Consider the following 20,682-nt stretch of genomic DNA (forward strand, 5'->3'; position numbering starts at 1 on the left):
CGCGTCGCGCAGGTCGGCGACGAGCACGATCGCGACCACGATGACGGCGATCAGGATCTCGGCTCGTCGGGGCACCTGACGTCGGTCGTCGATCTTCGCGAGGAACGAGGGCAGGTCCTTCTCGCGCGCCATGGCCAGCGTCGTGCGGCCGATCCCGGTGAGGAGTGCGAGCAGCGCTCCCAGGGATGCGGCGGCGGCCGTGATCCGGACGAGCGGGGCGAGTCCACCCCATCCCGTGGACGAGAGCACGTCGGCGAGCGGCGCGGAGCTCGATGCGGCGTCGCCGCCGAGGGTGACGACGACAGTGACCGCGACGACCAGATACACGACCATCGCCCCTCCCAGTGCGAGGGCGATCGCACGCGGGATCGTGCGGACGGGGTCGACGACCTCCTCGCCCATCGTGGCGATCCGCGCGTACCCCGCGAAGGCGAAGAAGAGCAGCCCGGCACCCTGGAGCACCCCATAGGCCGTCGCGTCGGGGAGGGGAGCGGGGGACGCCCCGGATGCCGCGCCGAGTCCGACCGCGACGACGACGGCCAGTCCGAGAAGCGAGCAGATCACGAGTATCCGGGTCGCGAGAGCCGTCCGCGTGACCCCGAGGCAGTTGACGGTCGCCAGCGCCACCACCGCCGCGATCGCGACAGGCGTCTGCCAGCCGTCGGGTGCGGCGTAGGCGGCGAAGGTCATGGCCATCGCCGCGCAGCTGGCGATCTTGCCGATGACGAAGCTCCAGCCGGCGACGAAGCCCCACCACGGTCCGATCTCCGCGCGGGCGTACGCGTATGTACCGCCGGCGACCGGATGCCGCGCAGCGAGCTGCGCCGAGGCGGTGGCGTTGCAGTAGGCCACGATCGCCGCGATCGCGAGGGCGATCAGGATGCCGGCGCCGGCGACTCCGACCGCCGGCGCCCAGACCGAGAAGACGCCGGCGCCGATCATCGAACCGAGTCCGAGGGCTGTGGCGTCGCCGAGCGTCAGGCGGCGGGCGAGAGGCATCCCGTCATCGTCGCACGCCGGGGTGAACGGCAGGTGCCGCCCCTTCCGGATCAGCCTCGTGCCGAGGTGACTCGCTTCTTCTCGCGGATGTAGACCTCGCGGCGCACCCGGGCGACCACGTCGCCGTCGCGGTCGGTGATCATGGTCTCGAACCACTCGAGCACCTTCGCCCCGCCGTGTGCGCGCTCGCGGATCTCCGCGGCGCGCTCCCGGCTCACCTCGAACTCGGCGGTGAGCACGCCGCGTCCGGGCTTGAGGAACTCGATCTCGCCACGGGTGTCCCACACCACGTAGTCGCGTCCGAGCTGGTGCATGACGAGCATGAAGAAGTAGGGGTCCGTCATCGCCGACATCGAGCCGCCGAACGCCGTCTTGACGTAGTTGCGGGTGAACACGTTCACATGCAGCTCGACGGTCGCGTGGGTCCAGTCTTCGCTGAAGCGGCGGATGCGGATCCCGCTGAACAGGTTGGGGACCCACAGGCTCATGCCGATGGCGAGGCGGCGGGGAGTGATGCGCATGAGGTCAGTGTGGACGACGTTGCCCGGGAGGCGAAGCTTGCTGGAGGGTTCCGACAGTTGTTATAGTTCTCCTATAACTAGTAGAAATGGAGGACGCGATGCTGATTCGAATCGATGCCGACAGTGCTCGGCCGCTCTTCGATCAGGTCGCGACGTCCGTCCGTGCCGACATCCTGACAGGGCGGCTCGGACCCGGCGATCGGCTGCCGGCCGCGCGTGAGCTCGCGGACGCCCTCGAGATCAACCTGCACACGGTCCTCCGTGCCTACCAGCAGCTCAGAGACGAGGGACTGATCGACCTGCGCCGTGGCAGGGGAGCGGTGGTCGCAGCCTCCGCCGCGCCTCTCGCCGAGCTCTCGCACGACATCACCGCGCTCGTCGCCCGCGCCGCCTCCCTCGGCGTCTCTCCCACGACCCTGGCCGCCCTCATCAAGGAGACCGACGCATGACCCCCGAGATCCGCAGAGCCCGCACCGCCTTCTGGTGGGTGGGGGTGATCCTCCCGCTGGCGTTGATCGCGCTCGCGAGTATCGTCGTGCTCGCCTGGCTCCCCGATGTGCCCGACCCCGCCGCGATCCACTGGGGTCTCGACGGCGCCGACGGCTTCGGCCCTCGGTGGACACCTCTCGTTCTGCTGATCGGTCTCGGCGGAGGCACCGTGGTGCTGTTCGCGGCGATCTCGCTGTTCTCCCACCGGCTCCCGCAGCGGGGTGCTGCCGCACCGATCCCGCAGCCGCAGTGGTCGGCGACCGCGCGGCTGCTGGGAGCCGCGAGCCTCGGCACCGCAGGCATGATGTCGATGCTCGCCATCGCCTCCACCGCCGCTCAGCGCGGTCTCGCCGACGCCGCGGATGCGGCTGACATCACCCCGTGGGTTCCGGTCCTCCTCCTGGCGATGGCGGGTCTCGGCATCGCAGGCTGGTTCCTGCAGCCGTCCGTGCCGGTCTCATCCGACTCGACGGGCGACGCTGCGGCCCCGCTGCCATTGGCCGATCACGAACGCGCGGTGTGGATGAAGACCGTGACGGTCGCGAGGGGCGGTCAGGTCGTGCTCGGCATCGGCGTCTTCATCGTGGTCGCGATGAGCGTGCTCCTGCTCGCTCAGGGCATCGCCGCGGGCTGGATCACCGCCGCGGTCGCAGTGGTGCTTCTCGCGCTCGTCGTGACGAGCCTCACCTTCCGCGTCCGCGCGAGCGCCGCGGGGCTGCGGGTGCGATCGGTCGCCGGCTGGCCGCGGGTCGATATCCCGGCCACAGAGGTCGCGAGCACTCGTGCTGTCCAGGTCGACCCCTTCGCCGAGTTCGGCGGCTGGGGGTATCGGTTCGGGATGGACGGACGGCGCGGAATCGTGCTGCGCAAGGGAGACGCGCTCGAAGTCACCCGCACGAGCGGCCGGGTGTTCGTCGTCACCGTCGATGACGCCGCCACCGCAGCATCCGTCCTCGCGGCGGCAGCCCGGCGCTGACCTTTCGCCGACCGCGCACTCACAGCATTCGAACGAGGAGATCATCATGACCCGCATCCGCGTCGCCGCCGTCATCGCCTTCACCGTGCTCGCGTGCGGGCTCGCCTGGCTCGTCTGCCTGCCGCTGTGGCTGGGCGACGGCCTCGCCGAGCCGAGCGCCGGTCTACTGCTGCCCGTGATGATGCTCACGCCCGCGATCGCCGCGCTGGTGATCACGTTCACGATGCGCATCCCCGCTCCGGGCGAACGCGTGCGCTTCCTCGGGCTGTGGCCGCTGCGGCCGGCCAAACGCGTGGTCTGGCTCATGGTCGTCGGCTGGCTCGCACCTCCGCTGCTGGTGGGAGTCTCGGTCCTCGTCGCGGCGGCTCTCGGGTTCATCCGGCTCGATCCGACCTTCGCGCAATACGCCGCCGAGATCGCCGGTCTCGTCCCCGAGGGCACCCCGATGCCGCCGATCGAACTGCTCGTGTTCGCGCAGATCGCGATGATCCCCCTCGGAGCGCTCATCAACAGCGTGGTGGCGTTCGGCGAAGAACTCGGCTGGCGCGGGTGGCTCGTGCCCGCGCTGCGGCCGCTCGGAACCTGGCCGACGCTGCTCATCAGCGGAGCCATCTGGGGGCTCTGGCACAGCCCGGTGATCCTGCTCGGCTACAACTTCGGACGCACGGACATCACCGGGGTGCTCTTCATGATCGGCGGCTGCGTCGCCTGGGGCATCCTGCTGGGATGGCTGCGTCTGCGCTCCGCATCGGTCTGGCCCGCCGTGCTGGCCCACGGAGCCCTGAACGCCGCGGCGGGACTCGTGATCCTCGTCGCCGCAGCGCAGCCCGACCTCGCACTCGCAGGTCCCCTGGGTGTCGCCGGGTGGATCGTGGCAACCGTCGTGATTGCAGTCCTCGTCCTCACCGGACAGTTCCGGGAGCAGCCCGAGCTCGCGGGTGCACCCGCTCGGCTGCTGTCCGCGCCCCGTGACGGCGGCCGCTCCGCCACCTCTTGACGCTCCGGATGCCGCGCGGTTTGCTGAGGTCATGGAATCCACCCCCGCCGCCTGGTCGAATGCCGACGCCTACCTCGCAGACCTGTTGGTCGGCCACGATCCAGGGCTCGAGGCCGCTCTGACCGCTCAGCGCGATGCCGGCCTGCCGGAGATCGAGGTGGCACCCGTCGGAGGCAAGTTCCTCCACCTCCTCGCGCGCATCGCCGGCGCTCGCCGCGTGCTCGAGATCGGCACGCTCGGGGGATACTCGACGATCTGGCTGGCACGTGCGGTGGGCCCGGAAGGTCGTGTCGTGACGGTCGAAGCCGAGGCCGACAACGCCGCCGTGGCGCGGGCGAGCATCGACGCGGCCGGAGTCGGCGACCGCGTCGACATCAGGATCGGACGGGGTGCCGACGTTCTCCCGACGCTCGTCGGCGGCTTCGATCTGGTCTTCATCGACGCCGACAAGGAGTCGAACACGATCTACCTCGACTGGGCGGCGAAGCTGGGCCGCCCCGGCACCGTCGTCATCCTCGACAACATCGGTCGTGACGGCGAGATCGTCCGCGAGGACTCCACCGACACGAAAGTGATCGGCACCAGGGACGCGCTGCGGATGCTGGGGGATGACCCCCGCTTCGACGCCACGGCACTGCAGACGGTGGGGGTCAAGGGCTGGGACGGCGTCGCGCTCGCCGTCGTGGTGTGAACACTCGGGGGCGACCCCGGGGCTCGCGCTCGGGCGGGCTAGACTGGGCGCGGATCGACGACGCTCCACACACCTTTTCTCTGAGCAAGGAGCACATCAGTGGCACTGATCGAGGCTGTAGGCGCACGCGAGATTCTCGACTCGCGCGGAAACCCGACCGTCGAGGTGGAGGTGCTCCTCGACGACGGTGTCGTCCAGCGCGCCGCCGTCCCCTCCGGCGCGTCCACCGGCGCATTCGAGGCATACGAGCTGCGTGACGGCGACAAGAGCCGTTACGGCGGCAAGGGCGTGCTCAAGGCCGTCGACGCGATCATCGACGAGCTCGGCCCGGCGCTCGAGGGCGTCGAGGCGAGCGAGCAGCGCATCGTCGACGAGATCCTCATCGAGACCGACGGCACCGAGAACAAGCAGCGCACCGGCGCCAACGCGATCCTCGGCGTCAGCCTGGCCGTCGCGAAGGCCGCGGCCGACTCGGCCGACCTGCCGCTGTTCCGCTACCTGGGCGGACCGAACGCGCACGTTCTGCCCGTTCCGCTGTTCAACGTCATCAACGGCGGCGAGCACGCCGACAACGGCATCGACATGCAGGAGTTCTTCCTCGCGCCGATCGGTGCCGAGACCTACTCCGAGGCGCTCCGCTGGGGCGTCGAGACCTACCACGTGCTGCGCGGCGAGCTGAAGGCCGCCGGCTACGCGACCGGCCTCGGCGACGAGGGCGGCTTCGCCCCCGACCTGCCCAGCAACCGCGAGGGCCTCGACTTCCTCGTCAAGGCGATCGAGAAGGCCGGCTTCACTCCGGGCACCGACATCGCGCTCGGCCTCGACGTCGCTGCCACCGAGTTCTTCAAGGACGGCGTCTACCGCCTCGACAACAAGGACTGGACCGGCCCCGAGCTGATCGAGTACTACGAGGGTCTCGTCAAGGACTTCCCGATCGTCACGATCGAGGACGCACTCGCCGAGGACGACTGGGACAACTGGAAGCTCCTCACGGACGCTCTCGGCTCGAAGGTCCAGCTCGTCGGAGACGACCTGTTCGTCACCAACCCGACGCGTCTCGCGGACGGCATCAAGCGCGGCGTGGCCAACTCGCTGCTCGTCAAGGTCAACCAGATCGGAACGCTCACCGAGACGTTCGATGCGGTCAGCCTCGCGCAGCGCTCGGGCTACACGGCGATGCTCTCGCACCGCTCGGGTGAGACCGAGGACACCACGATCGCCGACCTCGTCGTCGCCACGAACGCGGGTCAGATCAAGGCGGGTGCGCCTGCTCGCAGCGAGCGGGTCGCGAAGTACAATCAGCTTCTGCGCATCGAAGAGGAACTCGGCGACGCGGCGGTCTTCGCCGGCCGCTCGGCGTTCCCGCGCTACCAGGGCTGAATGCAGCTGAGACAGACACACGCCGCCTGAACGGCGCACGTACGGAGGAGGAGCCGTGGCACGACGACCGGCTCCTCCTTCGGCGTCTCCGGGCTCCTCCCGCCCGGCTGCGGCTTCGAAGTCCGCCTCGCGCACAGGAAACGCCCGACCGCCGCGTGGCGCGGCGAGCAGGGGAGGCCAGGAACGACGCGTCGATGTGCGCGAATGGGCGTCCGGCATCCGGCTGTCCGCCTTCTCCGTCATCATGCTGTCGCTCGTCGTCCTGGGCGCGTGGGTGCTCGTCCCCACGCTCGGCACCTTCATCGATCAGCGTCAGAAGATCGCCGCTCTCGAGCAGTCGATCCAGGTCTCCGAAGACGAGATCACCGCACTCGAGAAAGAGCGCGAGCGCTGGAACGACCCGGCCTATATCACCACCCAGGCGCGCGAGCGCCTCTACTACGTCAAGCCGGGCGAAGTCGTCTACCTGATCGACAACGACCTCGACCCCGCAGCGCTCCCGCAGGAGCAGGGCCCGGTCAGCGACACTCTCGAAGAGACACCGTCGGACTGGATGTCCCAATTGCTGCGCACCCTGACCGCCGCCGGACTGAGCGACACGGCCGCGGTCAGCCGCTGAGCAGAGTCGCAGGCGGCGCCGCGGCCTCCGAGCATCCTCCCCGGCGTCTCCCGTACGCTGGAGGAGTGACCACGCCTCCCTTCGCCGCCCCCACGACCGCCGAGCTCGCCGTGGTGTCGGCCCAGTTGGGTCGGCAGGCGCGGGGCGTCGTCGGCATCGCTGCGCGCTGCGTGTGCGGGAACCCGACGGTCGTCGCCACCACGCCGCGGCTTCCCGACGGCACGCCCTTCCCCACGTTCTACTACCTGACGCACCCGGCCGCGACCGCCGCGATGTCGACGCTCGAGGCGACGCAGGTCATGCCCGAGCTCGCCGCGCTGCTCGCCGACGACGAGGACGTCGCGACGGCGTACCTCGCCGCGCATCAGGCATACCTGAGCGACCGCGCGCAGTTCGGCGAGGTGAGCGAGATCGACGGGATCTCCGCCGGTGGCATGCCCACGCGCGTCAAGTGCCTCCACGCTCTCGCCGGCCACGCACTCGCCGCAGGACGCGGCGTGAATCCGATCGGCGACCTGGCGCTCGAGCGGTCGAGCTGGTCTCCCGAGAAGTGCCGGTGCGATGATCCGGGCGCTGCCGTGCGCGACGCCGAGGCATCGTCGGCATGAGGCCGCATCGGGTGCTGCGCAACGGCGTCGCTCTGGCGGCCGTCGTGGCATCCGTCCTGCTCCTCGGGGCGGCGGCCACTCCGCCTCCCGTGCCCGACGACCCCGCAGATCCCGTGCGCGCGTCGGAGTACTGGCTCGACGGCGCCGGCATCCGTGACGCCTGGCAGACGACGCGGGGCGACGGTGTCACGATCGCGGTGATCGACACCGGCATCGGCAAAGTCCCCGGGATCTTCGATGAGGCGGTCACCGGAGGCACCGATGTATCCGGCACCGGGTCTCCCGATGGGCGCACCCCTGTCGGCGCCATCGACGGCAACCACGGCTCCTGGGTGGCCTCTCTCGCCGCCGGCCGCGGTGCAGCCGACGGCAAGGGCATGATCGGGGTCGCTCCCGAAGCCGACCTCCTCTCGATCTCCGTGGGCTTCGGCGCTGCCGCCGCGGTGCCGTTCACCGAGCAGGTGGCCAAAGCGATGCGCTGGGCCGTCGATCACGGTGCCGACATCATCAACCTCTCGTTCACGACCAATACGCTCGACTGGGACCGCAGCTGGGACGATGCGTTCCTCTACGCGTTCGACCATGACGTGGTGGTGGTCGTGGCCGCCGGCAACCGGGGCAGTGGGACGAACATCATCGGCGCCCCCGCGACGATCCCCGGAGTGCTCACGGTGGGCGGCGTCGACCAGACGGGGACAGCGAGCATCGAGGCGTCCACGCAGGGCATCACGATCGGCATCGCGGCCCCGAGCGAGGGCCTGCGCGGTGTGTCCGCCGATGGCACGCTCGTGTCCTGGAGCGGAACCAGCGGCGCGGCCCCGATCGTCGCGGGCGTCGCCGCACTCATCCGCTCCGCGCATCCGGATCTGGATGCCGCCAACGTCATCAACCGCATCATCAAGACGGCCATCCCGGTGCCGGGTGCGGCGAAGCTGCCCGACCCGCTCTACGGCTACGGGCTGGTCGATGCCGACGCCGCGGTCAGCGCGGACGTCGCGAAAGTCGACGAGAATCCGATGGGCGACCTCGCCGAGTGGGTGCGGCTGTACCGGAGGGCAGAGACCGTTCCTGAGCCCGAGCCCACGGTCGCACCGGTCGAGGTGCCTCCGCTTCCGGCAGCCGACGCGCCGACGGATCCCGGTTCACCGTTGCTTCCCAGCGCTGATTCACTGCGCTACGGTACCCTGCCGCTCATCGCGCTCACAGTCCCTGGTATCCTGGTAGCGCTTGGCGTCACCGCAGCTGCCCGGCGCATCCGATCGGCGCGCGCTCGCACGCCAAATCCCTGACTCCCGAGGAGTTGTTCCCCTGTGCCTCAGAACAGCACTGTGCCCAAGATTCTGATCGTCGGTGGAGGCTACGCAGGCTTCTACACGGCGTGGAAGCTGGAGAAGCACCTTCGCAAGGGTGAAGCAGACGTCACCATGGTCGACCCGCTGCCGTACATGACGTACCAGCCGTTCCTCCCCGAGGTGGCCGCCGGCTCGATCGAAGCCCGCCACTCGGTGGTCGCCCACCGTCGTCACCTCAAGCGCACCCACGTGCTCACCGCCAAGGTGACGGGCATCAACCACGCGGAGAAGGTCGCGACGATCACCCCTCCGGTGGGAGAGCCGTACGAGTTCTCGTACGACCAGATCGTGGTGACCGCGGGCGCGGTCTCCCGCACCTTCCCGATCCCCGGCATCGCCGACAACGCGATCGGTCTGAAGACCATCGAAGAGGCTGTCGCCATCCGCGATCGCCTGATGTCGAACTTCGACAAGGCGGCCTCGCTGCCCGCCGGCCCCGCGCGCGACCGTCTGCTCTCGGTCGTCGTCGTCGGTGGCGGCTTCGCCGGCATCGAGGTCTTCGCAGAGCTCCGTTCGCTCGCGTCCTCCCTCGTGGGCAAGTACCCGCAGATCAGCTTCGAAGACACGCACTTCCACCTCATCGAGGCGATGGGCCGCATCATGCCCGAGGTGTCGCTGCCGACGAGCGAGTGGGTCCTCAAGGACCTGGCGAAGCGAGGCGCCAACGTGCATCTCGACACCCAGCTCACCAGCGCGGTCGACGGTAACGTCGAGCTCTCGACGGGCGAGGTCATCCCGACCGACCTCATCGTCTGGACCGCCGGTGTCATGGCGAACCCGACCGTCGTCCGCGGCGGCGACCTTCCCGTCGAAGAGCGCGGTCGCATCCAGACCCGCGCCGACCTCCGCGTGGGCACCCCCGAGGCCTTCGTCGAAGGCGCCTGGGCAGCCGGTGACGTCTCGGCCGTCCCGGATCTCTCCGGCGGTGGCGTCGGCGGCTTCTGCGTTCCGAACGCTCAGCACGCCGTGCGTCAGGCCAAGCTCCTCGCGAAGAACCTCGTCGCGGTCCTGCGCGGTGAGGACCCGAAGGAGTACTTCCACAAGAACCTCGGCGCCGTCGCGGGCCTGGGTCTCTACAACGGCGTCTTCCAGTCCGGCAAGATCGCGCTGAAGGGCTTCGTCGCCTGGGTCGCTCACCGCGGCTACCACGGCCTCGCGATGCCGACGTGGGAGCGCAAGTTCCGCGTCGTCTGGGGCTGGTGGAACAACCTGTGGCTGGGACGCGACCTGGTGAACCTCGAGACGGTGCAGAACCCGCGCTACGTGTTCGAGGAGTTCGCCGCACGCCCGCGTCCGGCGGCTCCCGCGACCACGGCCCCGGCCGCTCAGGCCGCCGCCGCCGACAAGGCGGCAGGCGAGAAGCCGGCCGGCCAGAAGACCGAAGCCAAGAAGCCCGCCGCCAAGAAGCCCGCAGCGAAGAAGCCCGCTGCCGAGAAGGCCGCCGAGACGGCTGCAGCCAAGTAACGTCTCTCCGCGAACGCCCCGATTCCTCCGGAGTCGGGGCGTTCGTCGTTCTCCCCGCCGGAGGGGTTCTCGCACCGGGCTCATAGGAGCGACCGCTAGGGTCGGTCGGGCAAGGGGAGTACTCCCGTCTGCGGTGGTGTCGTCATTACGGACATGATGTCGTGTCCCGGCCCATCGGCCCGTGAGGGTGGAGGAGACCTGGCGTCCGTATTCGCGGACGACCATGGACCCTCGTAGCACCGCTGTCGAATTCCCGTGGTCGGCCACACGCCACGAAGGAAATCGACACCATGGGAAAACTGACCAAGCTCATCGGCATGGCCGCTCGCGCGCTCGATCTTGACGAGGGCAGACGCGATGGACGCAGCGACTCGCGGTCGGCACAGCCTCAGGCGCCGTCCCGGCACACGGCCACGTCTCCTGTCCCTCCCCGCCGGAACGGGCACGACTCCTATTCGCCGCCTCCCGCGCGCCCGGCGGTGCAGGGAGCCTACGCGCCGCCGCCCGCACAGGCTGCCGGGACGGCGTCGGCCTCGGATGCCGATCGTGCCGCGATCGCCCGATACGACTATCTGCTCGAAACGGCCGATCCCCGCAGTGTCGAGCAGATCCACCGTGAGGCATTCGCACGCCTCACGCCCGCGCAGCGTGCACAGGTGCAGGAGCGCATGAACACGGAGCTCGCGCCCGGAGAGCGTCCCGCGTCATCGTCTGTCGACGATCTGGCACGTGCGGCAGGACGTACGGAGGCCGCGCGACCCGGGCGGATGCGCGGGCTGCTCTCGCGAGTCCGCGGTGGCGGTGCCGCGGGAATGGTCGGCGGCGCGGCCGTGGGAGTGCTCGGCGTCGTCGCCGTCGGCGCGGTGGGGAGCGTGGTCGCCGGGCCCCTCCTCGAGCAGGCGGCCGGACTCGGCGTCGACTTCGACGCCCTCGCTCAGGGGCTCGACGTCGAGGCGATCGCGAGCGGCCTCGGCGGCGAAGAGCTCGCGGGTGCGGCGGAGGGGCTTCTCGGATCGGCGGGGGAGACGGTGTCTGGCCTGGGAGACACGGCGGGCGAGTGGGGACAGCGTCTGGGTGATCTCGGAATCCCCGGCATCGGCGACCTGTTCAGCCGATGAGCTCGTCAGGATCTGTCATGGCCGCCGCCGTCCAGGCGGATCACGGGTTCTCCGGCCTCACCGGCTTCGCCGCAGACGTCCTCACCGCACTCGGCGACGTCGGAGTCGGCGTGCTGGTGTTCGTCGAGGTGCTGATCCCGCCCATCCCGAGCGAGGTGATCCTTCCGTTCGCCGGATACCTGAGTCAGAGCGGAGGCCTGAATCTCGGGTGGCTCATCGTCTGGAGCACCCTCGCGTCGTGGATCGGCGCGCTGCTGCTGTATTGGCTGGGCGCGGCGGTGGGGGTCGAACGAGCCGTGCGATTCCTCGCGGCGACGAAGCTCGTGAGTCGTTCGGACCTCGACCGAGGAGCACAGTGGTTCCTGCACAGTGGAGGGTGGACGGTGCTCGTCGGTCGCCTGGTGCCGGGGGTACGGAGCCTGATCTCGATCCCGGCCGGTGCGACCAGGATGAACCTCGTCCGGTTCAGCCTGTACACGATCGTGGGGAGCGGCCTGTGGAACTCGTTCCTCATCGGGGTCGGCGCCGCCCTCGGCACCCAGCACGAGCAACTCGAGGGTGTTCTCGGGTACGTCGACTACGTCGTCTACGCCGCGATCGCGATCGCCCTCGGCATCCTCATCGTCCGCCGAGTGCGCGAGGCGCGTGGATCGGCGAGGGCGACTCGAGTCGCCGACCGACCCGGGGGAGCTCTCGAATGACGGAGCACCGGGTGCCCCCGCTGGGACTCGAACCCAGACTGAAGCGATTTTAAGTCGCCTGCCTCTGCCATTGGGCTACGGGGGCGGTCGGCCCTGACTCTGGCTCAGAGTACACGGCGGTCAGAGGCGGGCGCCTGTCAAGGGACGCCCGCCTCTCCAGCACGCGAACTGACCACCGGCGACCACGGGGAGGCGGGTCGACGGCCGCGGCACTGCGGACCGCTCCGGAACGGTCCATCAAGCAAGACCTCGATCGAACAAGAACGTGACGATGCCCTCCGGAATCTTCGAGGCGCGATTCGACGTCCACGCGAGCGGGCGCAAGAGAGACGGGCCTCTCAGCGCCCGTCTCTCTCTTGATGCTGCTGAGACAGCATCGCCACCCCCCGGCAACCGGCCGAACACGGCCGGTGAGCCCGTCTGAACGACGGTCCCAGAGGTTAAGACGGTGATCGTCAAGGTTCATGACGTCGCTTCTGCCTGGAGTATTGGGATTCCGGGAGTGCCCCGATGGCAGCTGCGCCGTGCGACTCGATTCCAGAAAGAATGAATCCGAGTTCGTTCACGCCGTAGGGTGGGGGAGTGCTCGACCTCACCGCCGATCTGAGCCCTGAGAAGGGACCCTCTGCCGTCTCCCCCGAGTGGCAGGACCCGTCGCGATTCTGGCCGCGCCTCTCCGCGGCCACCGGGCATCTCCCGGCTCCCGTGGCGGTGATCGACCGCGAGGCCCTGCGGCACAACGCCATGGACCTGCTCGTCCGCGCGGGAGGGCTGCCGATCCGCGTCGCCTCGAAGTCCGTGCGCGTGCGCTCGGTGCTCGATGCGGTGCTGCAACTGCCCGGCTACCGGGGGATCCTGGCGTTCACCCTCGCCGAGGCGCTGTGGCTCGCGGAGACCCACAACGACATCGTCCTCGGTTACCCGACGGTCGACCGTGCCGGTCTGGCGCAGCTCTTCGCGTCCGAGGAAGCCACACGTCGCATCACTCTGATGGTCGACGACCCCGCGCATCTCGACGTCATCGACAGCGTCTCGCCCGCCGGAAGCCGACCAGACATCCGGGTGGCCATCGATGCCGACGCCTCGCTTCGTTCGGCCGCTCTCGGACATATCGGGGTGCGCAGGTCGGCATTGTTCACCGCCGGCGAGGTCGCCGCATTCGCCCGCACGATCGTCCGACGCCCCGGCTTCACCCTGGTCGGGCTGCAGATGTACGAGGCGCAGATCGCAGGCCAGGGAGACAACGCAGGGGCGGATGCTCCGGTCATCCGTCTCGTCCAGGCGCGATCGCGCGCCGAACTGCGCGATCGGCGAGCCGCGATCGTCGGAGCGCTGACGGACATCGCACACCTCGAGTTCCTCAACGGCGGCGGCACCGGGTCGCTCGAGTTCACCGGCAGCGACGAGTCTCTGACGGAGGCGAGCGCGGGCAGCGGGCTGTTGGGCGGGCACCTCTTCGACGGGTACCGCTCGTTCCGCCCGGCCCCGGCATCCGCCTTCGCGTTCGACGTGGTGCGGCGACCGACCGCCGACATCGCGACGGTGCTCGGCGGCGGATGGATCGCATCGGGACCCGCGCTGGCCTCCCGTCAGCCTCTTCCGGTGTGGCCGCAGGGACTGCGCACTCTCTCGCGAGAAGCTGCGGGAGAGGTGCAGACGCCGTTGCAGGGGCGCGCGGCCGCACGGCTGGGCGTCGGAGACCGCGTCTGGTTCCGGCACTCGAAGAGCGGCGAACCCGCCGAGCGCATCCTCAGCTATCAGCTCGTCTCCGGCGACGAGATCATCGACGAGCTGCCGACGTACCGCGGTGAAGGAAAGGCGTTCCTGTGACGAGGATCGGTGGCACCTGGCAGAACTGGGGGCGATCGGCGCAGGTGAAGCCGCTCCGCGTGGAGCGCCCTCGGACGCCGGAAGGGGTGCAGCGCGCCGTCAAGGCGGCAGTCGCCCAAGGCCTCACGATCAAGGCGGTCGGCGCAGGCCACAGCTTCACCGGAATCGCCGTGGCTCCGGGTGTGCTTCTCGAGCTCGACGACCTTCAGGGGCTGGTGTCGGCCGACGCGGCCACCGGGCGGGTCACGCTGCTCGCTGGCACGCGGCTGCACCGCATCCCCGGCCTGCTCGCGCCCTTCGGGCTGGCGATGGAGAACCTCGGCGACATCGATCGACAGTCCATCTCCGGTGCGATCTCGACCGGAACGCACGGCACCGGCGCCGGGTTCGGCGGACTCGCGACGCAGGTAGTGGGCGTCACGCTGGTGACGGCGGCAGGTGAGTTCCTGCGCATCGACGCGGAGCAGAACGCCGAGATGCTGCCCGCCATGGCGCTGGGCCTCGGTGCGCTCGGCATCATCGTCGACGTCACTCTCCAATGCGTGCCCGTGTTCGTGATGAAGGCGATCGATGAGCCCGCACCGCTCGATGACGTGCTCGCGACCCTGGCGCATCGTGTCGCAGCGTCGGATCACTACGAGTTCTATTGGTTCCCGCACACCCATGTCGCGCTGACCAAGCGTCAGACCCGCGTGCCGGAGTCGACGAGGCGCCAGCCTCTCCCGGTGGTGGGCAGGTGGATCGATGAGACCGTGCTGTCCAACGGTGTGTACAGAGCCGTCTGCGCGGCGGGGCAGGTCGTGCCCGCGGTCACTCCGCCGTTCAGCCGTCTCGCGGTGAAGCTGACGGGCGACCGCCAATACACCGATCTGTCCCACCGAGTGCTCACGCAGAGCCGCACGGTGCGGTTCCGCGAGATGGAGTATGCGCTACCCGCCGAGAATGTGGTTCCCGCCTTCCGCGCCGTGCGTGCGCTCATCGAGAAGCGCGGGTGGCGGATCGAGTTCCCGATCGAGGTGCGGTTCGCCGCGGCGGACGACCGGTGGCTGTCCACCGCCTACGGGAGAGCGACCGGATACATCGCCGTGCACCGGTACTGGCGAGCCGACCCGACGACGTACTTCGAGGCGGTCGAGCAGATCATGATCGAGTACGGCGGGCGCCCGCACTGGGGCAAGCTGCACACTCTGGGCTCGGAGCAGCTGCGCGAACGGTATCCGCGATTCGGTGACTTCACGGCGCTTCGCGATCAGCTCGATCCCGAGCGCCGGTTCACCAACCGGTATCTGGACCGCGTCCTCGGTGAATGATCGGAATCCCTGGCGAAGCCCGGGGCCACACCCAGTCGACGCGCAGGCTGCGCCGATAGGATGAGAGAAATACGAGGAAGGGTGGGCCTCTGATGGAATGGCTCGTGCCGGTACTGATCGTCGTCGGTGTGATTCTGCTCATCGGAATCTACCTCTGGGCGACCTACAACTCGCTGGTGCAGCTGAACGTGCGCGTCGATGAGGCCTGGAGCGGCATCACGGTGCAGCTGAAGCGCAGGGCTGACCTGATACCCAACCTCATCGAGACGGTGAAGGGCTACGCCTCGCACGAGAAGGCGGTGTTCGAGAACGTCACCCGTGCGCGCGCCGAGACGCTGTCAGCCGGCAGCCCCGGAGAAGCGGGAATTGCGGAAGGTCACCTGCAGCAGGCCCTCCGGAGCCTCTTCGCAGTCGCCGAGGCGTACCCGCAACTGCAGGCGAGCCAGAACTTCCTGCAGGTGCAGCAGGCGCTCGTCGACACCGAGGACAAGATCCAGGCGGCCCGCCGGTTCTACAACGGCGGCGTCCGAGAGCTGAACACGAAGATCAAGGTCTTCCCCAACAACCTGTTCGCCAAGGGGCTCGGGTTCACCGAGCGCGAGTTCTTCGAGGTCGCGGACAGCGGTGCGATCTCCGAACCGCCACGCGTGCAGTTCTGACGTCCGAAGGCCCGATGCGCATCGCCGCATCGGGCCTTCGGCGTGCCCGGGCGGGAGAGCGGGGCGGCGTGCGTCACCAGACGTCGAGATCGACTCGGTCTCCGTCGACCGCGACGTCGCCGCGAACGCTCCACGACTCGGTGCGGTAGGTCTCGGTTCTCGCGGCGCCGTCCTGCCCGGTGCCCGACACCGTCGCGACGAGAACGCCGCCGTCGGCGAAGAATCCCTCGTCGGTCAGCTTCAGCACGGGCATCCGATCGATCCGGAAGCGCACGCTCTCGACCGCGGCGAACTCCGTACCCCAGGGGACCCGGATGCCGCACCTTTCGGGGACGGCGCCGCCTGCGACCTCTTTCGCCGTGCAGCTCTCGAGATGCTCGTCGAGCTGCTGCTGCGCGAGCGACTGTGCGTCGGCGACGGGTGCGACGGTCGCGGTGGGGGATACCGCGGGCGACGGCTGAATGCTCGACGACTGCCACACCCACACCGCCGTCCCGGCGATGACGAGGGCGGCGACCCCTGCGCCGATCGACCACGCGAGGCGACGTGTCACGGCGTGGCTTCTCTGGCGTGCACGTGGCGTCGGACGGAGGCCCCCGAATGGCCGGAGAGGGCGTCGTGCAGGCTCTCGGCGGCGGTGCCCCACCCCGAGACGGAGATGTGGGCCAGCCCCTGCCACGACGCCGCGAGTGCCACCTCGGCCGCGATACGCTCCACGTCTTCGACGGGCCTGGCCTGCGGCTCCCACCAGGCGGACTGCACCTGCAGGGTCGAACTCGCCCGATCGGACTTCAGGTCGACCCTGGCGACGATGCGGTCGCCGACGAGCACCGGCAGCGAGTAGTAGCCGTAGCGCCGCTTCTCGGCGGGGACGTAGATCTCGATGCGGTAGTCGAGCTCGAATGCGCGCAGCGCTCGGTCGCGGAACCACACGACAGGGTCGAAAGGCGTCAGCAGCGCCGCCGCATCGACCTTCCGCGGGAGCGCGGCCTCGTGGTGACGCCAGGCGGGGAGCGGGCGTCCCGCGCGGTCCCAGCCGCGAACGGCGACCGGGAGGAGCTCCCCGGCATCGACGAGGTCGGAGATGGATTGCGACACCGCCGCACGATCGCGGATGCGATGGTAGTCGGCGAGATCTGACTGCGTCGCGACTCCGGAGGAACGTGCCGCGCGTCGCGTGAGCTCGAGGATCGCCTGGTCGCGGGGGATCTCTTGCGAGAGCACGGAGTCAGGGATCACGTGCTCGGCGAGCGCATAGCTGCGCTCGAATCCCTTGCGGCCGCTGATCGCCACGTCGCCTGTGCGCCACAGGTGCTCGAGGGCGAGCTTCACGTCGTCCCAGTCCCACCAGGTGCCACGCTCTCGAGGAGCGTCGGCTCTGAGGTCGGCGGGGCGCAGCGGGCCACGATCCCGCAGTTCGTCCTGCACCCAGCGCAGAGTTCGGGAGTTGTTGCTCATCCAGGAATCCGGCCCCGACCAGCGCGCACGGAAGTCGTCCATGCGGAACCGCCAGAGAGGCCAGTCCTCGACCGGTATGAACGTCGCCTCGTGAGCCATGTACTCGACGTAGTGGGTCGTACGCGAGTGGAACACCCGGTCGAGCAGCGCGGGGTCGTACGAACCCAGACGCGAGAACAGCGGCAGGTAGTGCGAGCGCGCGAACACGTTGACCGAGTCGATCTGCAGCACGCCGAGCCGATCCATCACGCGATGCACGTGCCGAGCGGACACGGAACTCGGACGGGCGCGGGTGAAACCCTGCGCGGCCAGTGCGATTCGACGCGCCTGGGCGGAGCTGAGAGTGTCGGTCACGTCGTCAGCGTATCGCCGGTGTCGGACATCGTGACCCCGTCGTCGTGCCGTCCGACGGCAGCGCCGTAGACTTGGGCGATGAGCGAAGAGCAGCGTCCGCGGCTGAGGGATCTCTTCCGTCCGCGCCCGGTGGCGTCGGACCGCGTTCCGGCCACCGACGTCGATGCGACGGTGCCCGTCGGGCTGCGTGTCACGGCGGCATACGCGTGGCGTCTGCTGCTGATCGCGGCCGTCGTGGCCGGCTTCATCTGGCTCGTGATCGAGCTCAAGCTCCTCGTCATCCCGCTCATGGTCGGCATTCTGATCACCGCGCTGCTCTGGCCAGGGTTCCAGTGGATGCTGCGACACCGCTTCCCGCGGTGGCTCGCCGTCGCGCTCTCGATCATCGGCACGCTGGCGATCGTGTCGCTGCTGCTGTGGCTTGTGATCTGGCAGATCCGGGCGCAGCTCCCCGATGTGCAGGAGCGCAGCTCCCAAGCCGTCGACGAGTTCCGCACGTTCCTCCTCGACGGCCCGCTGCACCTGAGCGAATCGCAGATCCAGGGATACATCGATCAGGGTCTCCAGATCATCAACGAGCAGACGCAGGCACTGCTCAACGGCGCCCTCGCGGTCGGCACCACGGCCGCGCACGTCGTGACCGGCGCCGTGCTCTCGCTCTTCATCCTCATCTGCCTGCTCGCCGACGGCCGCGGCATCTGGGGGTGGACGCTGCGCCTCTTCCCCCGCGCCGCACGCCCGGCCGCCGACGCCGCCGCGAGCAACGGGTTCGCGACGATCGTCAACTACGCACGCACGCAGCTCCTCGTCGCGGCGATCGACGCGGTCGGCATCGGAGTGGGTGCGGCGCTGCTCGGCGTCCCTCTCGCGATCCCCGTCGCGGTGCTCGTCTTCCTCGGATCGTTCATCCCGATCGTGGGTGCCGTCGTGACCGGCGCGATCGCGGTGCTTCTCGCGCTCGTCTACAACGGCCCCTGGATCGCACTCGCGATGCTGGCCGTGGTGCTCGGAGTGCAGCAGCTCGAGGGCCACATCCTGCAGCCGATCCTGATGGGCTCGGCCGTGAAGGTGCATCCGCTCGCGGTCGTGCTGGTCGTGGCCGGCGGATCGATGGTCGGCGGCATCCCCGGCGCGCTGTTCGCGGTGCCGCTCGCGGCGTTCGTCAACGTCGCCGCCGTCACCGTCAGCACCGGCTCGTGGCGTACCGGCGACCAACCCGACGCAGACCTTATCTGGAGTACAGTTCCGCGCGAGCGGAGACGGAGGAATCGATGAGCGCAGTCCCCAGCCTGACCGAGTTCGAGAGCGCTGCTCAGAGTCTGGCTGAGGTGATCACGCACACACCGACGCTTCCGTCCCGAGCGCTGTCCGACATTCTCGGCGCGCCCGTCCTGCTCAAGATGGAGAACCTGCAGCGCACCGGTTCGTTCAAGATCCGCGGCGCCGCCTACCGTCTGTCCCGCCTGAGCGCCGAAGAGCGGTCGCATGGCGTCGTCGCGGCGTCGGCCGGCAACCATGCCCAGGGCGTCGCACTGGCGGCCCAGGCCCTCGGCATCCCCGCCACGATCTTCATGCCCATCGGGGTGCCGGTGCCGAAGCTGCTCGCCACTCGGGGGTATGGTGCCGAGGTCGTGCTCGAAGGTGAGACCGTGGCGACCTCGCTCCGCCTCGCCTCGGAGTTCTCCGAGCGCACAGGGGCGATGCTCATCCACCCGTTCGACCACCGCGACGTCGTCGTGGGGCAGGGAACCCTCGGACTCGAGCTGCTCGACGATGCGCCCGAGGTCGACACGATCGTGCTCGGGATCGGCGGCGGCGGCCTGATCGCGGGGGTCGCAGCGGCGGTCAAAGCCCGGGCCGCTCAGCTCGGACGCGCGGTTCGCATCATCGGGGTGCAGGCCGAGAACGCGGCGGCGATTCCGCCGTCGCTCGATGCGGGGCATCCGGTCGACATCGAGACCAAGCCGACCATCGCGGACGGCATCCTCGTGGCTCGCCCGGGAGCGATCCCGTTCGACATCATCAAGGATCTCGTCGACGAGGTCGTCACGGTCTCCGACGACGATCTCGCTCGGGCGATCCTGATCCTGCTCGAGCAGGCCAAAGTCGTCGTCGAGCCTGCAGGCGCCGCGGGAGTCGCCGCCATCCTCGCAGGCAAGGTATCGGCGACGGGCACGACGATGGCCGTGCTGTCGGGAGGCAACATCGATCCGCTGCTTCTGCAGCGCGTGGTCTCGCACGGCCTCGCGGCGTCGGGCAGGTACCTGACGATCCGCATCCCGCTTCCCGACCGTCCGGGCCAGCTCGCGCGTGTGTCCGAGCTGATCGCCGAGGCTGGAGCCAACGTGATCGAAGCGATGCACACGAGACACGGCCACGGACTGCAGATCAGCGAGGTGTTCCTCGAACTCAGTGTCGAGACGCGCGGTGCCGAGCACTCCGAGCACACGCTCGACACGCTGCGTCGGGCGGGCTTCCACCCGATGATCGTCCCGGACTGAGCACCGGATCATACGAAGAGGCCCCGTCCGAGCGGACGGGGCCTCTTCGTGTGACGGGCACGATCGCCCGGGCTGCGATGTCAGCCGGTGTAGGTCTCGACGTTGACGATCTCGACGGCGATGGAGCGACCGTTCGGAGCCTCGTACGACGACTTCTCGCCGACCTTGAGACCGAGGATCGCCTGCCCGAGCGGGCTGGCCTCGCTGTACACGTCGAGGTCGCTGCCGCCGGCCGCGATCTCCCGGCTGCCGAGGAGGAAGACCTCCTCGCCTCCCGCGACCACCGCGGTGACCACGGTTCCTGGCTCGACGATGCCGCGGCTGGCAGGAGCCTCGCCGACCTTGGCGGTCTTGAGAAGGTTCTCGAGGGTGCGGATACGCGCCTCCTGCTTGCCCTGCTCGTCCTTGGCCGCGTGGTAGCCGCCGTTCTCCTTGAGGTCACCCTCTTCTCGGGCCGCTTCGATGCGCTTGGCGATCTCGTCACGTCCCGTCGTGGACAGGTGTTCCAGCTCGGAGACGAGCCGGTCGTATGCTTCCTGCGTGAGGAAGGGAACCTGAGCGTCAGTAGACATGACGAAGCTCCTTCGGTAGGTACCCGCCGACGATCCGCGGGGGATATGCCAAGACGCCCCGGCAGGTTGCCAGGGCGTCGTCT

Annotated in this window: 21 protein-coding genes and 1 tRNA gene; 16 read left to right on the forward strand and 6 right to left on the reverse strand. The window is 69.3% G+C overall.

The window, feature by feature from the left end:
• Window positions 1-999, reverse strand: a 999-nt coding sequence (locus tag OD997_RS00005; protein ID WP_434329802.1) for an APC family permease, incomplete at its 3' end; no start/stop codon positions are given.
• 50 nt (window positions 1,000-1,049) lie between these two features.
• Window positions 1,050-1,520 (reverse strand): PaaI family thioesterase, encoded by a 471-nt coding sequence (locus OD997_RS00010; RefSeq protein ID WP_434329803.1) that lies wholly within the window; start codon window positions 1,518-1,520, stop codon window positions 1,050-1,052.
• A 98-nt stretch (window positions 1,521-1,618) separates the two neighbouring features.
• Between OD997_RS00010 and OD997_RS00015 the strand changes: the two genes are divergently transcribed.
• From OD997_RS00015 to OD997_RS00065, 11 genes are all read left to right on the forward strand, one after another.
• On the forward strand, window positions 1,619-1,969 hold the full coding sequence (locus tag OD997_RS00015) for a GntR family transcriptional regulator (protein WP_434329804.1): 351 nt from the start codon (window positions 1,619-1,621) through the stop codon (window positions 1,967-1,969).
• A complete protein-coding gene (locus OD997_RS00020) occupies window positions 1,966-2,985 on the forward strand; it encodes a DUF1648 domain-containing protein (protein WP_434329805.1) in 1,020 nt (339 codons plus the stop codon). The genes OD997_RS00015 and OD997_RS00020 overlap by 4 nt, the downstream gene beginning before the upstream one ends.
• 46 nt (window positions 2,986-3,031) lie before the next feature.
• A complete protein-coding gene (locus OD997_RS00025) occupies window positions 3,032-3,982 on the forward strand; it encodes a lysostaphin resistance A-like protein (protein WP_434329806.1) in 951 nt (316 codons plus the stop codon).
• 31 nt (window positions 3,983-4,013) lie between these two features.
• Window positions 4,014-4,673 carry an O-methyltransferase gene (locus OD997_RS00030; RefSeq protein ID WP_434329807.1) on the forward strand — a complete coding sequence of 220 codons (660 nt, stop codon included), beginning with the start codon at window positions 4,014-4,016 and terminating at the stop codon, window positions 4,671-4,673.
• Window positions 4,674-4,772: 99 nt separating this feature from the next.
• Window positions 4,773-6,053, forward strand: a complete 1,281-nt coding sequence (gene eno / locus OD997_RS00035; RefSeq protein ID WP_056308775.1) for a phosphopyruvate hydratase — start codon at window positions 4,773-4,775, stop codon at window positions 6,051-6,053.
• Window positions 6,054-6,108: 55 nt separating this feature from the next.
• Entirely contained in the window at window positions 6,109-6,672 is a 564-nt protein-coding gene (locus tag OD997_RS00040) for an FtsB family cell division protein (protein WP_434329808.1), read from the forward strand.
• A 65-nt stretch (window positions 6,673-6,737) separates the two neighbouring features.
• Window positions 6,738-7,280, forward strand: a complete 543-nt coding sequence (locus OD997_RS00045; RefSeq protein ID WP_434329809.1) for a DUF501 domain-containing protein — start codon at window positions 6,738-6,740, stop codon at window positions 7,278-7,280.
• Entirely contained in the window at window positions 7,277-8,569 is a 1,293-nt protein-coding gene (locus OD997_RS00050; protein WP_434329810.1) for a S8 family serine peptidase, read from the forward strand. The genes OD997_RS00045 and OD997_RS00050 overlap by 4 nt, the downstream gene beginning before the upstream one ends.
• A 39-nt stretch (window positions 8,570-8,608) precedes the next feature.
• Window positions 8,609-10,096: an NAD(P)/FAD-dependent oxidoreductase gene (locus tag OD997_RS00055; protein ID WP_434329811.1), complete on the forward strand. Its 1,488-nt coding sequence runs from the start codon at window positions 8,609-8,611 to the stop codon at window positions 10,094-10,096.
• Window positions 10,097-10,386: 290 nt separating this feature from the next.
• Window positions 10,387-11,214: a cation-transporting ATPase gene (locus OD997_RS00060; protein ID WP_434329812.1), complete on the forward strand. Its 828-nt coding sequence runs from the start codon at window positions 10,387-10,389 to the stop codon at window positions 11,212-11,214.
• Window positions 11,215-11,231: 17 nt separating this feature from the next.
• A complete protein-coding gene (locus OD997_RS00065; protein WP_434329813.1) occupies window positions 11,232-11,915 on the forward strand; it encodes a DedA family protein in 684 nt (227 codons plus the stop codon).
• 12 nt (window positions 11,916-11,927) lie between these two features.
• Here OD997_RS00065 and OD997_RS00070 read toward each other — a convergent pair.
• Window positions 11,928-12,000: transfer RNA gene (locus OD997_RS00070), tRNA-Leu, on the reverse strand.
• Between the two features lie 497 nt (window positions 12,001-12,497).
• Here OD997_RS00070 and OD997_RS00075 point away from each other — a divergent pair.
• From OD997_RS00075 to OD997_RS00085, 3 genes are all read left to right on the forward strand, one after another.
• A complete protein-coding gene (locus OD997_RS00075) occupies window positions 12,498-13,745 on the forward strand; it encodes an amino acid deaminase/aldolase (RefSeq protein ID WP_434329814.1) in 1,248 nt (415 codons plus the stop codon).
• On the forward strand, window positions 13,742-15,055 hold the full coding sequence (locus OD997_RS00080) for a D-arabinono-1,4-lactone oxidase (RefSeq protein WP_434329815.1): 1,314 nt from the start codon (window positions 13,742-13,744) through the stop codon (window positions 15,053-15,055). Before OD997_RS00075 ends, OD997_RS00080 begins: the two co-directional genes overlap by 4 nt.
• Before the next feature lie 92 nt (window positions 15,056-15,147).
• Window positions 15,148-15,714, forward strand: a complete 567-nt coding sequence (locus OD997_RS00085; protein WP_042542063.1) for a LemA family protein — start codon at window positions 15,148-15,150, stop codon at window positions 15,712-15,714.
• Window positions 15,715-15,787: 73 nt separating this feature from the next.
• Here OD997_RS00085 and OD997_RS00090 read toward each other — a convergent pair whose 3' ends face one another.
• Both OD997_RS00090 and OD997_RS00095 read right to left on the reverse strand, forming a co-directional pair.
• The gene (locus OD997_RS00090; protein WP_434329816.1) at window positions 15,788-16,267 is read right to left on the reverse strand and encodes a hypothetical protein; all 480 of its coding nucleotides are present in this window, start codon (window positions 16,265-16,267) and stop codon (window positions 15,788-15,790) included.
• Window positions 16,264-17,526 (reverse strand): winged helix-turn-helix domain-containing protein, encoded by a 1,263-nt coding sequence (locus tag OD997_RS00095; RefSeq protein WP_434329817.1) that lies wholly within the window; start codon window positions 17,524-17,526, stop codon window positions 16,264-16,266. The genes OD997_RS00090 and OD997_RS00095 overlap by 4 nt, the downstream gene beginning before the upstream one ends.
• Before the next feature lie 78 nt (window positions 17,527-17,604).
• Between OD997_RS00095 and OD997_RS00100 the strand changes: the two genes are divergently transcribed.
• Window positions 17,605-18,801 carry an AI-2E family transporter gene (locus tag OD997_RS00100; RefSeq protein ID WP_434329818.1) on the forward strand — a complete coding sequence of 399 codons (1,197 nt, stop codon included), beginning with the start codon at window positions 17,605-17,607 and terminating at the stop codon, window positions 18,799-18,801.
• Window positions 18,798-20,027, forward strand: a complete 1,230-nt coding sequence (gene ilvA / locus OD997_RS00105; protein WP_434329819.1) for a threonine ammonia-lyase — start codon at window positions 18,798-18,800, stop codon at window positions 20,025-20,027. Before OD997_RS00100 ends, ilvA begins: the two co-directional genes overlap by 4 nt.
• An 80-nt stretch (window positions 20,028-20,107) precedes the next feature.
• On the opposite strand, the gene greA is transcribed toward ilvA, so the two are convergent.
• Window positions 20,108-20,599: a transcription elongation factor GreA gene (gene greA, locus OD997_RS00110; protein WP_056308754.1), complete on the reverse strand. Its 492-nt coding sequence runs from the start codon at window positions 20,597-20,599 to the stop codon at window positions 20,108-20,110.
• Window positions 20,600-20,682 lie beyond the last annotated feature (83 nt).

The sequence above is a fragment of the Microbacterium sp. CGR1 genome, assembly GCF_051062835.1.
In the GTDB taxonomy this organism is placed as follows: domain Bacteria; phylum Actinomycetota; class Actinomycetes; order Actinomycetales; family Microbacteriaceae; genus Microbacterium.